The sequence below is a fragment of the Roseococcus suduntuyensis genome, from assembly GCF_014196305.1.
Lineage (GTDB): Bacteria > Pseudomonadota > Alphaproteobacteria > Acetobacterales > Acetobacteraceae > Roseococcus > Roseococcus suduntuyensis.
The window spans coordinates 261,480-276,564 of sequence record NZ_JACIDJ010000004.1; the positions used below are offsets into that span (position 1 = coordinate 261,480).

Annotated in this window: 11 protein-coding genes; 2 read left to right on the plus strand and 9 right to left on the minus strand. The window is 68.7% G+C overall.

Annotation, left to right across the window (positions count from 1 at the left end; translation table 11 throughout):
- Window positions 1-4: 4 nt before the first annotated feature.
- Genes GGQ83_RS13415 through GGQ83_RS13425 form a run of 3 tightly spaced genes read right to left on the minus strand, consistent with a single transcriptional unit; the run spans window position 5 to window position 4,376 of the window.
- Window positions 5-1,147 (minus strand): glycosyltransferase family 4 protein, encoded by a 1,143-nt coding sequence (locus GGQ83_RS13415; protein WP_184384826.1) that lies wholly within the window; start codon window positions 1,145-1,147, stop codon window positions 5-7.
- A gap of 11 nt (window positions 1,148-1,158) precedes the next feature.
- Window positions 1,159-3,666 carry an HAD family hydrolase gene (locus GGQ83_RS13420; protein WP_184384828.1) on the minus strand — a complete coding sequence of 836 codons (2,508 nt, stop codon included), beginning with the start codon at window positions 3,664-3,666 and terminating at the stop codon, window positions 1,159-1,161.
- Window positions 3,564-4,376: a hypothetical protein gene (locus GGQ83_RS13425; protein WP_184384830.1), complete on the minus strand. Its 813-nt coding sequence runs from the start codon at window positions 4,374-4,376 to the stop codon at window positions 3,564-3,566. The genes GGQ83_RS13420 and GGQ83_RS13425 overlap by 103 nt, the downstream gene beginning before the upstream one ends.
- A gap of 766 nt (window positions 4,377-5,142) precedes the next feature.
- On the opposite strand from GGQ83_RS13425, the gene GGQ83_RS13430 reads away from it, so the two are divergent.
- Together GGQ83_RS13430 and GGQ83_RS19950 are read left to right on the plus strand one after the other, a co-directional pair.
- On the plus strand, window positions 5,143-5,739 hold the full coding sequence (locus GGQ83_RS13430; RefSeq protein ID WP_242535148.1) for a hydrolase: 597 nt from the start codon (window positions 5,143-5,145) through the stop codon (window positions 5,737-5,739).
- A 54-nt stretch (window positions 5,740-5,793) separates the two neighbouring features.
- The gene (locus GGQ83_RS19950; RefSeq protein ID WP_207018223.1) at window positions 5,794-6,540 is read left to right on the plus strand and encodes a nuclear transport factor 2 family protein; all 747 of its coding nucleotides are present in this window, start codon (window positions 5,794-5,796) and stop codon (window positions 6,538-6,540) included.
- A 90-nt stretch (window positions 6,541-6,630) separates the two neighbouring features.
- Here the strand turns inward: GGQ83_RS19950 and GGQ83_RS13440 are convergent, their stop codons facing one another.
- The 6 genes from GGQ83_RS13440 to GGQ83_RS13465 form a co-directional block, all read right to left on the minus strand.
- Window positions 6,631-8,370 (minus strand): monovalent cation:proton antiporter-2 (CPA2) family protein, encoded by a 1,740-nt coding sequence (locus GGQ83_RS13440; RefSeq protein WP_184384834.1) that lies wholly within the window; start codon window positions 8,368-8,370, stop codon window positions 6,631-6,633.
- On the minus strand, window positions 8,363-9,904 hold the full coding sequence (locus tag GGQ83_RS13445) for a VOC family protein (RefSeq protein ID WP_184384836.1): 1,542 nt from the start codon (window positions 9,902-9,904) through the stop codon (window positions 8,363-8,365). The genes GGQ83_RS13440 and GGQ83_RS13445 overlap by 8 nt, the downstream gene beginning before the upstream one ends.
- Window positions 9,901-10,521, minus strand: a complete 621-nt coding sequence (locus GGQ83_RS13450; RefSeq protein ID WP_184384838.1) for a glutathione S-transferase family protein — start codon at window positions 10,519-10,521, stop codon at window positions 9,901-9,903. The genes GGQ83_RS13445 and GGQ83_RS13450 overlap by 4 nt, the downstream gene beginning before the upstream one ends.
- Before the next feature lie 100 nt (window positions 10,522-10,621).
- Entirely contained in the window at window positions 10,622-11,584 is a 963-nt protein-coding gene (locus GGQ83_RS13455; RefSeq protein WP_242535149.1) for a ring-cleaving dioxygenase, read from the minus strand.
- A gap of 19 nt (window positions 11,585-11,603) precedes the next feature.
- Complete coding sequence (locus GGQ83_RS13460; RefSeq protein ID WP_184384840.1) at window positions 11,604-13,193, minus strand: MFS transporter; 1,590 nt, start codon at window positions 13,191-13,193, stop codon at window positions 11,604-11,606.
- Between the two features lies 1 nt (window position 13,194).
- Window positions 13,195-15,078 (minus strand): amidohydrolase, encoded by a 1,884-nt coding sequence (locus GGQ83_RS13465; RefSeq protein ID WP_184384842.1) that lies wholly within the window; start codon window positions 15,076-15,078, stop codon window positions 13,195-13,197.
- Between the last annotated feature and the right edge of the window lie 7 nt (window positions 15,079-15,085).

A 15,085-nucleotide genomic window follows, 5' to 3' on the forward strand; every position in this document is an offset into this window, starting at 1 on the left:
AATCTCAGGCCACCGACACTGCCGGCAAGCCCAGGAGTTCGACTTGCCGCGCGCAGTGGCGCAGCACCTGCGGCCCCCGCAGGTTCGGTCCGATGACCGCAGGGCGACGGTAGAGCCAGGCCTCCGGATTCTCCACCGTGGTCGGCTCCCCAGCGGCGATGGCGGTGATCGCACGAACGAAGCCGGCCACTTCCGCGGCCGCGGAGCGGCCCTGCATCAGCCGTGCGCCTCCCGCCGAGAGGTCCGAGGCCAATTCCCGGTGGACCAGAAGCGCGGCGATCGCCTCGGCAATCGACTCGGGCGTCTGGTGCGCCAGGAGGCAGCCTTGCTCCGGCAGGTCGAGCAGGTTGTTGCTGCGATAGAGATCCACGACCGGCAGGCCGCAGGCCATCATCTCGAAGGGAATGCGTGACGGGTTCGAGGAGCTCATGCAGACGCCGACCGTGCTGTCGTTGTAAAGTCGTGCCAACTCCTCGGGTGGTATGATGCCGAGCTGCTCTGCCTTGAACCACAATGGAATCTTTTTCCCGCCATAGAGGCGGATCGGCACATCCGGAAAATTCGCGGCGACGATCCCGAGCGCCTCGATCAGCAGATGGGTGCAGCGGCGTGGCTTTTCCGGCTGCAAGATGGCGCAGATGCCGGGACTGCGCTCCGACATGGACCGTTGCAGGCTGTACACCGCCAGATCGACACCGAAATCCATCCGGTATGGGCGGTTGCCGAAATTCTGCGTCAGCGTCTGGTTGAGCCACCGGCCAAGCGTGATCGTCTCAAGTCCGAAAAGGTAGCCATTCTCGCCGGCGATGAAACTGTCGCCCATCGGGTGGAACATGGACTCGTAGTCTTGCACGAGATAGGCGCGCGAACGGGCGGGGGCGTCGCGCGCGATGCGGGCCGTGTCCCAGCGAGTGGCGACCACCATGTCGGGATTGCCCAGATCGGACGGCCAGTGGCGCACCGGCAAGCCCTCGATCCCGTAGAAGCTGGCGAGCTCGGCCTCGGCATCGCGCCCTTGCTGGGGCGCGTCGACGAGCACCATGTCCACGTCCATTCCGGCGTCGCGCAGCGCCACAGCGTAGTTGAAGATGGTACGCAGGCCGCCGGAGCCGTGGATCGGAGCTGGTGACAAGATGCAGATGCGCATGGGGTGTCCAATCAATGCAGCAGGCGGCGAAGGCACAGGATCAGGCTGGTCTCACAGGGCCCGGGATGAAGCGGCAGCAGAACCGAGACCGACCCGCCAGGCGCCACGATGACCGCGCCATCCGGCCCGGCCTCGCCGCCCAGGATCTCGGCCGGAAGCAGATGGACGCTGCGCGTCATCTCCCCGGTGAGGGCATCGCGCCGCGCCACGAGCACCCGCTCGACCCGCACACCTGGCTCGTCGCCGTAATTCACCCAGTGTAGCGCCAACGGTCCGGCGTGGTGGAAGGTGGCATGGGAAATCGCCACACCATCGGAAGCAAAGGAGTAGTCCACCCCGAGGTCTTCGACGATGACACCCGCCGCGATCAGATGGAGGCGTGCGGCCTGCCAGATATCGTCGCCTTGAACCGCGGCGCCGCGGGACTGTGCGATGACACTGTCAAAGGCATGCGGTCGAGCAAGTTGGAGCAACCCGAACACCCAATAGATCGGCAGGCGATGGATTTGCCGCGGCGTCGCATAGCGCACAAGCTCGATGAAGTAGGGGTCGCAAATGGTCTCGCTCGCGGTCGAGCCGTTGTTCTCGTCGTGCACCCAATCACCGATCAGCTTGAGCTCGTCCGCCGACGGCACCACGGTAAGGCGCCCCAGTAGCAGACGCAACGCGGGCACCATCAGAGAGAGCGACCAGGCGGCCGATCGGTCGGCATGTCGCTCCACCTGGTCCAGATAGACCTTGCAGAAGTCGCGTACTCGGCCGCGCAGTTCCGCGAGGAAACGGTGCTGCGGGCCCGCAGCCGCCGCAACCCCGAAGATGACCCCCCCTTCCGCGTCGTAGCCCTCGACGGAGCCGACATCGGCCGAGCAGACCTGTTCCAGAATCTCCTTGCAGCGCAGGGTGACCCGGCATTCCGCGCGCGGCGCGCCCATCTCGAACAGAAAGCCACGGGACAGCGTGCCCAATGCGGTCTCAGCGCCTGCAGCCTCGTCAGTGGCCAGGTAGAAGCCGATCGAGACCTCGGGCCCACCAATGTGGCGCAGCGCGTTGCGCAGCACGGTCTGCGAGCGCGTGGTCCAGCCCAGGTCCACAAAGGCGGCGCGGCTTTCCCGACCGAGTTTGGCCTCGGCGCCGATGCGGGCGAGGTAACGCGCCAGGTCGGTACGTGTCCGCTCCGCCCAAGCCGCTACGGCGGCCTGTACGCGCTTGCTGCCCGCGAGGAATCCGAGGATCTGCGCGCCCGCCGGATCGCCACGGCGAATGGGGAGATGGCGCAGGCCGTGGGGCACCTCGGTCACGGTCTCCGGCGCACCGATGCGGGTGAGGAAAGTGCTTGCACTCATCGGGGTGCGCCGGCCGAAGAAATACGCCTCGAACTCCGTGACGTCCAAGCTGCTAAACAGAGTGGGATAGGTGACGGCACGAGAGGTCAGGAAGGGCGTCGCCCGGACCGGGATGTCGAGACGTTCGGCGAAGAGATTCAGGAGTTCCGCGAGGAAAAGCCCCTCCCGGGTCAGGCAAAGCAGCGTGTCGATCCCGGCGGCCACCGCCTCGCGCAGGGTCCATTCGGCAAAGCCTGCCAGCAACGGCCCGACCGTGAGCAATCCGAGCTCATCGGCCAGTTCCGCCTTGCCCTGGAGGCCGATCGTCTCGTGCCACACTTGCCGCCGCAGAGCGTCGATGCCGCAACGCACGGGAGCCTCCTCCCAGGCGACGCCCAGCAGGCGGGCCACCTGAATCTCCCCGTTGAACGTTCCTGCCGCGATGTCCCGGCATTGCGGCACATGCACGGGGGTGGCGCCGATCCGCTTGGCGCCACGGACATCCGCGTCGTGGTTGTCACCGATATGAAGGACATCCGTAGGCAAGGCGCCGAAGCGTTGGGCCGCGACGGCGATCAGTCCGAGGCTCTTGCCCAGCCCCTCGTCGTGCGACGAGACGATCGCGTCGAGCGTGACCGTCGGGTCGGCCGCCCGCAGCAGCTGGGCCAGTTCTGCCGCGGTGAAGTACGTGTCGGAAACATAGGCGTAAGGCAGGCCGCGGCTGCGCAGGCCTTCCAGCACGCGCTGTGCGGTGATGTCCGGCTGCAACGCCTCCTGCTCGACCGCAACCTCGACCGAAACCAGCGAGGCGACGTCCTGCGCATGCAGCATGAACATGGGCAGCAGCCGCTCATAGATCGCGGCGAGGCCGATCTCGGTGGAGGCCATCCGTCGCCTCGCCTCCATACGCAGGACGTGCTCCGCCTGCCGTCGCGCCACGCCGAAGCTCGCCGCACCCAGTCCGAGCTTCAACACGCCGCGGCGTTCGAAATGGTCTCCGACCAGAGAGAACAAGTCGCTCGGTGTTCGGCAGGGTCGCCACAGCGTCGTGTCGAAGACATCAAGAGTGACAAGGGAAGGTCGCCGGCGATCAATCAATTCGAGGATTTGGGCAGCGGCGGATTGGACCGGGCGGCGGAAGGGAGCGTCGCGGTCGCGCAGGATAAGCGCAGGGGCGATCGGCTGAGCGTCTGGCAAGATCGGCAAGCCCCCCAAATGGTCACGATATGGTCGGGTGCCGGAACAAAGAGCCTGGCGGACAATCCGTCATGGCTGCCTCGGATGATGTCGGCGTCTTGCGGCTCCAGCCTGATCTCGCGGACCAGACCGCCCGAACGAAGTATGGCGAGGCGCGCGTTCGGTGGCACGAACGGATGCTTCAGTTCGATCGAATATCCGAACATGGCCTCCCCGAATCCGATCTCGTGAAGGTCCCGTCGGTAGCGGTCGGTCCGCACGACAAAGGCCGGCTCATCGTCGAACGTGACCTCGATCTCGACCCTGCGGCCCGCCCCGGGGTGCCAGGCCCAGCCCTCCAGCCGGCGGCCATCATAGACCTTCCCCTCGAGATGCGCCTTGTGGAAGAAGCCGAGGCTGACTTTGCGGTCGAGGAGGACGGGCCCACCTTCCACCCGCACCACGACATGTCGTGAGACGTCACCCTCCTGAGGCAGCATGGCATGAAACCCGCAAAACACATGAGTGGCGGCTACGGGCAGGGGACCGTTCCAGCGCTCCTTGGCGGGAATTCTGCAAAGACGTTCCCCATCCACCAGAATTTCGACGACAGCGGCTTCTTGCTGTTGCGTTCGAGGCATGAACCAGCCGGCGATTCGACGGCCACGCACGTCCGCAAAGCCCATGGTAGCCTGCAGTGGTAATGAGGACGCCATCAAGTCATCCGCCATCGAAATTATCCCTGCTATCTCCGGTAGCGTGTCCAAGGGATCAAGATTACTGTCTAGTAGATATTCTACGGCCCCATCGGATTTTCGCGTGATCCATGCAGGACGGGGCGCTTACCGGGTGCGGCGGCTGGACATTCCAACGGCCCGGCGCTCCGGACGAGAAGGTGGATGTTGCGCTTGCCCACCTCCGGCACTTCGCGGTTCATCCCGACTGGAAGCGCAGGCGCATGCGGGATTTGACCGGCTGCTCGGCTAGGGCCTCAGGTCACCGGACGCCTTTTCGTTCACGCATCTCGGTCCGATCGGGAAGGCACGACAACGGACACCACCTCAGGCTTGGAGCGGGATGCGTGGGGGTGGACTCACCGAAAACGTTGGATCCCGCTCTCAACAAAGGTTGGAGCAGGCGGCATGAACGCATGTGAACGCCGCATGCTCAAGGTTGGGTCCGTCTGTTGATGTGCATCGCGCGGCGGCGGATCAGGCCCGAACTCTCCATCTCGACGCCACTGGTTGAGGCCGCCATGTCAGGCGGCGCTTGGCTGCGAGGCGTGGCGTGCGCTCACGCTAGCCGCATGTTCAACGCACACGATACCATCAGACAATTGCTCCGCCCCGCGACGCTTCTTCACTCTCCCGCCCATGCGGAAGGGATCCTGGCCACGCGCCTGCATCCCCCTTCGCGAACAATGGCAACAAGGACAGTGTCATGGCATTTCGCAACGGCCTTGCGTCACTTCTTCGCCCGGAAGACTCGGTTCTGGTCATGATTGACCACCAGCCCTACCAGCTCGCGAACCTGGGCAGCCACGACAAGCACATGGTGGTGAACAATTCGGCGGGGCTGGTAAAGGCCGCGAAGGTCTTCGGCGTTCCCACCATCCTGACCAGCGTGGTCGAGGACCGCGGTGGGCACATCTTCCCGCACATCACGGAGGTCTTCCCGGGCCAGAAGGTGATCGACCGGACGCTGATCAACACCTGGCAGGACCCGAAGGTGGTGGATGCGGTCAAGGCCACCGGGCGCAAGCAGCTGGTCATCGCGGGGCTATGGACCGAGATCTGCGTGGCGATGCCCGCCATCCAGGCCGCCGGCGAGGGCTGGGACGTGACGGTCATCACCGACGCCTCCGGCGGCATCACCAAGGAGGGGCATGAGGTGGCCATCCAGCGGATGATCGCCGCCGGCATCAACATGATGACCTGGGTGGCGCTCGCCTCGGAATGGCAGCGCGACTGGGCGCGGGCCGAGACCGCCACGGCGCTGAACGAGGTCGTCCTCCAGCACCTGGCCGGCAGCGGCATCGCGTATCTGTGGGAGCAGCAGCTGCTCAACACGCCGGTGCCGAGCGCGGCCGGCTGACCCGGAGGGGATGGCAGGCTGCTCCACGAGGCGTCAGCCACGCGGGCTGGTGGCTTGGCGGGCCTCGTCATCCCCTTCCGGCGGCGCCCCGTCGAGTGCCCCGCCACGCGGCGCGGCACGCCCCTCCTGAACCCAGAAGGTGCCCGATGTCCCTGGATCAATTCCCTGTCGGGCTGGCCCTTCGCCCGGACCGAAACGGTCGAGATTCAAGTCATCCCGCTCGGCAACGGCATCTTCGCCGTCAGCTGGCGGGAGAAGGACGGTGCGACGGTCACGAATGTCCAGGACCATGATCGTGGCCTGGTCCATTCCTTCGCGACTCTGCCGGACGGCACATTCCTGCGGATGAGCGGAAGCTTCGTGGTCAGGCGGCCCGCGGATCGCGCCTCGGATGATCGTCCGCAGCGCAACAAGGCGCTGGTGCTGGACGCGATGACCTCGCTCTTCCAGCGGCATGACGCATCGGCCGTCGAACGCCTCTACGCCCCGGACTATATCCAGCACAACCCCGGCATTCCGCAGGGCCGCGACGCCTTGCGGAGGCTCGTCGCCGGCCTGCCTGAGGAGGTCTTCTACGAGCCCGGCCTGATGGTGGCCGAGGGCGATCTCGTCGCCATCCATGGCCGCATTCGCGGCTGGGCAGAGGTGCCGCAGATCGTGGTCGACATCTTTCGGATCCAGGACGGGCGGCTGGCCGAGCATTGGGATGTGCTGCAGAACGAGATACCGGCGGCGGAGGCCCTTGGCGGCATCACGATGTTCGATCCCGGGGAGCATCATCCGCGCAAGGCGGGCTCGTAGACCTCAGGCGAAAACCTGTTCGTCCTCTTGCCCGTCCTCGCTCCAACCTCTCATAGGCTGGAGCCTCCAACAAACCGGGGGCGGTTCCGTTCAGCTCGGCGATGCGGGGCGGACATGCAGCGTTTCCCGTCCTGACATTTCACCCCCCTGCGCTTGCGCGGCGAGGCGCGCCTGGTCCCGCCGCCGTATGTCATCGACGGCTTCCTCGACGTCGAGGTGGGCGAAACCCAGTGCGCGCAAGCTTTCCGCGCCCATCCGATAGGCGGATTCCACGGTTTCCCTTATCTGGTAATCGACGCCCGCCTGGATCAGAACCCGGGCGTTGCCCCGATCACGGCTGCGAACAAGCAGTTTCGCCTGAGGGAACTCATGCTGCGCCAGCTCCACGATCCGCAAGGCCGCCTTCGGATCGTCCACGCAGATCATGATCGCATCGGCCTCGCCCGCGCCTGAGTGGTGCAACGTGTCGAGCCGCGAGCCGTCGCCGAAGAAGACCTTGAACCCATACTGGTCCGCCTCGCGGATGCGATCGGGATTGGTGTCGATCACGGCGAGTTCGACGCCCCGCGACAGCGGCGCCTGCGACGCCATCTGGCCGAACCGCCCGAAGCCGATGAGCAGGATGCGCCCCTTCAGGTCGCGGGCGGGATCGATCCCGTCCATCGAGGTTTCGGTGCGCAGCAGCCGATCGGTCGCCAGCATCAGCAGCGGCGTCAGGCCCATGGACAGGATCACGACGGTGGCGAACAGGGCGTTCTCGCGCGCATCGATCACCCCGCCCGAAGCCGCCGTCGCATAGAGGACGAACGCGAACTCCCCGCCCTGCAGGAACATGGTCGTGCGGCGCAGCGCGGCCTGGTTGGCGCTGCGGAACAGCCGGGCGACCGCGTAGATGACGCCGCCCTTCGCCGCCATGAACACGACCAGCATGGACAGCAGGAGCGGCCACTCGGCCGCGACGATGGAGAGATCGAGCGACATGCCCACGGCGAGGAAGAACAGGCCCATCAGCAGGCCGCGGAACGGTTCGATGTCGCTTTCGATCTGATGGCGATAACTCGAACCGGACAGCATCACGCCGGCCAGGAAGGCGCCCATCGCCATGGACAGGCCCGCGGCTTCCATAAGAAGGGCCGAACCCAGGACCACGAGCAGCGCCCCGGCGGTGAGAACCTCGCGCGTGCGGGACCGCGCCAGCAGCGAGAAGAACGGGTTCAGCCCCCAGCGCCCCACGGCCAGCAGCGCCAGCAGCGCGGCGAGCGCCACGAGGATGCCGATCCATCCCGACTGTCCCTGAGCCAGCGGGGACATGAAGGCGACGACCGCCAGGAGCGGCACGATCATCAGATCCTCGAAGAGGAGGATCGCGACCGACTTTTGCCCCTCGGCGGTCGACATCTCCCCTCGGTCCTGCAGCACCGACATGATGACGGCCGTCGATGACAGGACGAAGCCGGCGCCGGCGATGAAGGCGACCATGGCGGGCAGGTTGAAGAGCATCAGGCCCGCCAGGGTGAGCACGGCGGTGGCGGTGAAGACCTGGACGAGGGCCAGTCCGAAGATCCGGCCTCGCATCGCCCACAGCTTGAGCGGGCGAAGTTCCAGTCCGATCACGAACAGGAACATCACCACGCCGAGCTCGGAGAAATGCAGGATGGACTGCGCGCCGGTGATCAGCCCCAGGACCGAGGGGCCGACCAGCAACCCGGCGGCGAAGTAGCCCAGCACCGAACCAAGGCCCAGGCGCTGGAACAGCGGAACGGCGATGACGGCCGCCCCCATGAGAACGACGGCGGGACCGATCATGTGTCCCAGGCTGGCATCAGCCATTGGGTTCTGCCTCCGAAAGGCTCCGCCGGAGCCATCGGGCCGCCTCCTCGACATCGGCGGCGGTCAGTTCATGGCCGGCCGCAAGCATCGCGGCCTCGACCGCCGCGCCACGCGCCGTCAGCTCGCCCGCGAGCCTTGGCGTGGCCGGGACGAAGCTGTCTTCGCGTCCATCCAGCATGAGCACCCGCGTCCGCGAGAGGTCCGCGGCCGGGGGCGCTTCCAGGGGCTGGGTTGCACGCATCAGGACCGCGCGGCGCAGGATGGCGGGATGAAGCTGCATCACGGCGGCGAGAAAATTCGCGCCGTTGGAGTAGCCCATGAAGACGAGCCTGTCCGGGTCGAGCCCGTAGCCGGTCACGGCGCCATCGACGAAGGCGGCGAAGGCGTCCGCCTCGCCACGGATGTCGGCCTGGTCGAAGCGCGTGGCATCGAACCGGCGGAACCAGCGATGGTTGCCCTCCTCGGTCGCGCGGCCGCGCACGCCCAGCAGCGTCGCATGGGGCGCCGCGCGACGCGCCATCGGCATCAGGTCCGTTTCGTTTCCGCCCGTGCCATGCAGGAGAACCAAGGTCGTGCCGTCCGGATGCGGCGGACGGTTGAAGCGGTGAATGAAGGGGAGATCGCGGACGGGGAGCCGCTCCTCGCCGGGCAGGGCGAACTGGGGCAGCATGGCCTTCAGATCCTCGGCGCGGGCCGCTTCGCCCGGCGGCAGGAACAGCGTCCGGCCGAGCGCATCAGGCGCTTCGTCCACGGTCATGCCGGGCCCATCGGTCGCATGCTCCATGAGGATGCCGGCCGGGTCGCGCACATAGAGCGACAGGAAATACTTCCGGTCATGAACCTCGGTCGGTCCATGCGCCTGGAGCGAGAGCCGCATGGACCGGAGTTCCCCGACATCGGCCGCGCGGAAGGCCACGTGGTCGGGCACGCCGGCCCCGGGAACGGAGGGCACGAACCCCGAAACCTCCCGGACATCCACGGCATCCGTGTCGGAGAGCATGCGCTGCGTCCGTCCATCGCGCGGCCCGGCGGCGTAGCCGAAGCGTGCGAGGAATCCCGCGGTGGCTTCCGCCTTGTCCGTGAGCAGGGTGACGCCGCGCAACCGGGTGGGGGCGGCCGGCAGCGGGGCGGGTGTCGGCATGTCGGCGCCGACGAGCTTCACGATCAGGCCGTCGGGATCCTTCAGCCGAAGAACGGGCTCGCCGAACTCGCGCGACGGCCCCTCCACCGGAATGCCGGCGGCGAGCGCCCGGGTCACCCAGTCCCCCACCGAGCCCGGCGGGATGGCGAGTGCCACTTCCGACACCTGTCCGATGCCGGTGCGCCCGCGGCCGGCGGCCTCCCACACCAGGAATGTCAGCAGCGATCCGGGGCTGCCCAAGGCGTCCCCGTAGACCAGGTGCAGCTGTTCGGCATCGGCGTAGCCGCCCGTCCGCTTCACGAGCCGGAGGCCCAGGAAGCCCGCATAGAAATCCACATTCGCCTGCACGCCGGCGGTGATGCCCGTGACGTGATGAATGCCGCTGGCCGTCACTTGCCCGCCTCGCGGGCAAGGACCGCCTGCACGGCGGGGTCGACCTCCAGCCGGTCATGCAGCGCCTGCACGTGGGGGTATGGCCCAAGCCCGCCGGGCAGCATCTTCCTGGCCCAGCGGCTCATCGGGAAGGCGTAGGCGTCGATCACCGAGCGGCCGCCATCGAGGACATGCTCGCGTCCGTCGAGGTGGCGGTTCAACAGGTCGAACTGCTTCGCGACCAGCTTGTGCCCCGCCTCGACGACGGCGCGCCGGGCCGCCTCGCCCTCATCCGTCGTGTAGCGGAAGGGCATGAAGACGGGCCAGAAGGCCGCGTGAACATCCGAGGTGAGAAAGGCCGACCAGCGATGCGCCTCGGCCCTCGCGCGCGGAGTGTCGCCCCCCGACAGCCTGGCCTCCGGGTGCTTCTCCGCCAGGTAATCGAGGATCGCGGCGCACTGCGTCAGCAGCCAGCCGTCATCCTCGCGCAGCGTCGGCACCGCGCCGGCCGGATTGACGGCGAGCAGTTCCTCAGACCCGTGCCGGACCCTGACGGCCTCATAGGGCGCGCCGATCCATTCGAGAACGATGTGCGGCGCCAGGGAGCAGGCGCCCGGGGCGTAATAGAGCGTGGGCATGGTGTCGTGTTCCTATCCGTATCCAGGGTAGAGACTGATCCGCGGAACCCGCCCTTCCGGCTTCGCGCGCCTTGCCAGCAGGCCGCCCCTGCGCGGCGCCTCAGAGCGGCTTCAGGCCGCGCTCGATCGCGGCGCGCCGCGGCTCCAGGAACGGCGGAAGCGACAGGCGCTCGCCGAGCGCCTCGAGCGGTTCGTCGGTGGCGAAGCCCGGGCCGTCGGTGGCGATCTCGTAGAGGATGCCATTCGGCTCGCGCGTGTAGAGGCTGCGGAAATAGAAGCGGTCCACCGGCCCGCTGGAGGGGATGCGCAGCCGTTGCAGGCGCTCGACCCACCCGTCGTATTCGTCGTCGCGCACCCGGAAGGCGACGTGATGGACGCCCCCTGCCCCGGGCTCCGCCTGCGGCAGGCCCGGCTCGACCCGCACATGGAGTTCCGCCGCAGGGCCGCCCTCGCCCATCTCATAGACGTGGACGGTGACTCCGGCCGCGTCCGCCGCCGCGTAGCGCCGCGCCGGGCGCATCGCCATGACCTGGGTGAGGAAGGCATCGGAGGGGGCGAGGTCCGGCACGCTGAGAGTGATCGGGCCAAGGCCGCGGATCTGGTGCGCCTCAGGCACGGTGCTGCGGGCCCAGGGGTGGAAGGGGCCGGCGCCACCATCGTCGAGCAGCGTCAGCCGCTGGCCTTCCGGATCCTCGAAATCGAGCTGGAGCCGCCCGTCCACCTCGCGCACCGGCTGCTGCGTGACGCCGTGCTCGGCGAGGCGCGCGGCCCAATATTCCAGCGTGGGTGCGCCGGCGACGCGCAGCGCCGTGCGCACGATGGCGTGGGTGCCGCGACGCTCCCGCCCCACCGGCCAGTCGAAGAAGGTGAGGTCGGTGCCGGGGCTGGCCGCGCCATCCGCGTAGAACAGGTGGTAGGCGCTGGTGTCGTCCTGGTTCACGGTCTTCTTCACCAGCCGCATGCCGAGCACGCGGGTGTAGAAGTCGTGGTTGCCGCGCGCATCGGCGGACACGGCGGTGAGATGGTGGATTCCGTGAAGCTGCATCGTGGTCTCCTTCGTCATGTTCGTCACCCTCCCGCACCTATAGCGCGACCAGGTGCGTGACGCGGGGCGGTTCCGTGCCCTCGTGCAGCGCCGTCACCGTCGCCTGCAGCGCCTGGTCGGCCACCGTGACCCGGTGATGCTGGCGCAGATGCTCGGCCCAGCTCGCGACGACGAACCATTCCACCACGCGCTCGGGCGCCTCGGTGTCGGCAAAGACCGCCCAGGCCAGCGCGCCATCCCGCCGACGCGTGGCGCCCAGCGGGGCGATCGCGGCACGGAAGGCGTCCTGGCGCTCCGGCGCCACCCGATAGACGATCTGCACGGCGACCGGGCCGCGCTCCGGCGCCATCGGCATCAGGGCTTCCGGCGCCGCCCAGTGGTGCGACGGATCGAGGCTCTCGCTCCCTGCGGGCAGCGGCAAGCGCCGCATGGCCAGCGCCGCCGCGGTGCCCAGGGCCGCGGCCAGCAGCAGGGCCGTGGGCACGCTGGTGAAGCTCGCCACCTGCCCCCAGGCGAGGCTGCCAAGCGTCATCCCGCCGGCGAAGACCGTGAGATACAGCGCAAGCCCACGCGCCCGCACCCAATTGGGCAGGACGGATTGGGCCGTGGTGTTGACGGTGGTCAGCACCGCGATCCAGGCGGCGCCGGCCAGCAGGCACAGCAGCACCGCGGCGGCTTCGGACGGGATCACCGCCAGGCCCGCCTGTGCCGCGGCGCTGCCCAACGCGCCGGCCAGCATGAGCCCCTCCGCCCCGCCCAGGCGCCGCCGCAACCAGGGCAGTGCCAGCGCGCCGCCCACGGCGCCGGCGCCGATCGCGGCCAGCATCACGCCATAGAGCGCGGGCCCGCCGCCCAGCACATGGCGCGCCAGCAGCGGCAGCAGCGCCCAATGCGCGGCGCCGAAGAGGACGAACACGGCGGAGCGCAGCAGCACGCGGCGCAGCGGGGCGGAGTTCGCCGCATAGCGCAGCCCCGCCCGCATCGCGCCTGGCAGCGTCTCGCGCGGGCCTTCGACCACCGGCGCCTGCCGACGCCACCAGAGCAGCGCCGCGATGACGATGACGTAGCTCAACGCATCCACCAGGTAGGTCGCCGCGACGCCGAGCGTCGCGAGGATGAGCCCGCCAAGCGCCGGACCGATGGCGCGGCTGACATTGATCCCCATGGAGTTCAGCGCCACCGCCGCGCCGAGGTCGGCGCGCGGCACCATCTCGGGCACCGAGGATTGCCAGGCCGGCGCCGCCAGCGCCGCGCCCACCCCGCCCATGAGCACGAGTATGATCAGCAGCCACGGCGTCATGAGGCCGAGCAGCGTGACAACGGCCAGGGTCAGGGACACGGCGCCCAGCAGCACCTGCACCCAGATCAGCAGCCGGCGCCGGTCCAGCAGGTCGGCCAGCGCGCCGGCCGGCAGGGCCAGCAGGAAGACCGGCAGCGTGGCGGCGGCCTGCACCAGCGCCACCATCAGCGGCGAGGGCGCGAGCGAGGTCATCAGCCAGCCCGAGGCGACATCGCGCATCCAGGTGCCGACATTGCCGATGACGGTCGCGGTCCAGAGCACGGCGAAGACGCGGTGGCGCAGGGGTGCGAGCGCGCTACCGGACGGATTGGCGGGGCTTGCGCTCATCTCACACCGCCCAGCAGCCGCAGCCGAGGGCACCCCAGAACCCCTGCTGGTCACGCACCGGCGCCTCCAGTCTTGCCCAGGCATGGGCATGGCCGTGCACGCCGCAGGCGCTGCCGCAGCCGCAGGCGGCATCGGCGTTGACGCGCTCGGCCACGAAGCCCCGGCGCATCCCCTCGGCGCGGCGCTGGTAGCCGCCGAAGGTCCGGACGGGCGACCAGTCGGGCAGCACCGGCGGCGGGGGCGGCGCCAGCGGCGCGAAGCCACCGGCGCCATAGACCACCTTGCCGCCGAGGATGGTCAGCACCGCCTTAAGATGCGCGATCTCGTCCTCGGGCACGCCGAAGTAATCGTCCGAGAGCACGGCGAGGTCGGCGAGCTGCCCGGGCGCGATGCGGCCCTTCTTGCCGGTCTCGGTCGAGAACCAGGTGTTGGCCTCGGTCCAGAGGCGCAGCGCCTCCTCCCGGTCCAGCCGGTTGGCGGGCGAATGCATCCGCAGCCCGCCCACCGTCCGGCCGGTCACGAGCCAGGCGAGACTCACCCAGGGGTTGTAGGTGGCGACGCGCGTGGCGTCCGTCCCGGCACCCACCGGCACGCCGGCCGCCAGCATGCGCCGGATCGGCGGCGCGCGCTCGGCCGCTTCGGTGCCATAGCGGGCGGCGAAGTCCTCGCCCTGAAAGGCCAGGCGGTGCTGCACGGCGATGCCGCCGCCGAGCGCCGCGACGCGGTCGATGTTGCGGTCGCTGATCGTCTCGGCGTGGTCGAACATCCAGTGCAGCCCGCCGATGGGCTGGTCGCGGTTGACCTTCTCGAACACGTCGAGCGCGCGGCTGATCGTCTCGTCATAGGTGGCGTGCAGGCGCCAGGGCCAACGGTTCTCCACCAGCTTGCGCACCACCGCTTCGAGCTGGCCTTCCATGTTCTCCGGCAAGTCTGGGCGGGGTTGGCGGAAATCCTCGAAATCCGCGGCGGAGAAGACCAGCATCTCGCCCGCGCCGTTGTGACGGAGGCTGTCGTCGCCCTGGCCCGGGCTCACCATCCGGCCCCAGCGGGAGAAATCCTCCAGCTCCTCGCCGGCCTTCTGGGTGAAGAGGTTGTAGGCGATGCGCAGCGTCAGCTCGCCATCGGCGTGCAGCGCGCGGATGATCGCGTAGTCGTCCGGGTAGTTCTGGAAGCCGCCGCCGGCATCGATGACACTGGTGAAGCCGAGGCGGTTCAGCTCCCGCATGAAGTGGCGCGTGGAGTTGCGCTGCGCGTCGGGATCGAGCTTCGGGCCGCGCGCCAGGGTCGCGTAGAGGATCGTCGCGTTGGGCTTGGCGAGCAGCAGGCCGGTCGGGTTGCCGGCCGCGTCGCGCTGGATCTCCCCGCCCGGCGGGTTCGGGGTGTCGCGCGTATAGCCCACCGCGCGCAGGGCGGCCCGGTTGAGCAGCGCCCGGTCATAGAGGTGCAGGATGAACACGGGCGTGTCGGGCGCCGCCGCGTTCAGCTCATCGAGCGTCGGCAGGCGCTTCTCGGCGAATTGATGCTCGGTGAAGCCGCCGACGACGCGCACCCAGTGCGGCGATGGCGTCGCCTGCGCCTGGCGGCGCAGCATCGCCATGCCGTCGGACAGCGAGGGCACGCCGTCCCAGCGCAGTTCCAGGTTGTAGTTGAGCCCGCCGCGGATCAGGTGCGTGTGGCTGTCGATCAGGCCCGGGATGACCCGCCGCCCGCCGAGATCCACCCGCCGCGTTCGCGGGCCGGCCAGCGCCACCGCCTCCGCCTCGGTGCCGGCGAGAAGGACCTTCCCGTCCTTGATCGCCACGGCCTGGGCCAGCGGGTTCGAGGGGTCGAGCGTCGTGATCCGGCCGTTGAGCAGGACGAGATCGGCTTCGGATGTCTCTGGCACGGTCTGG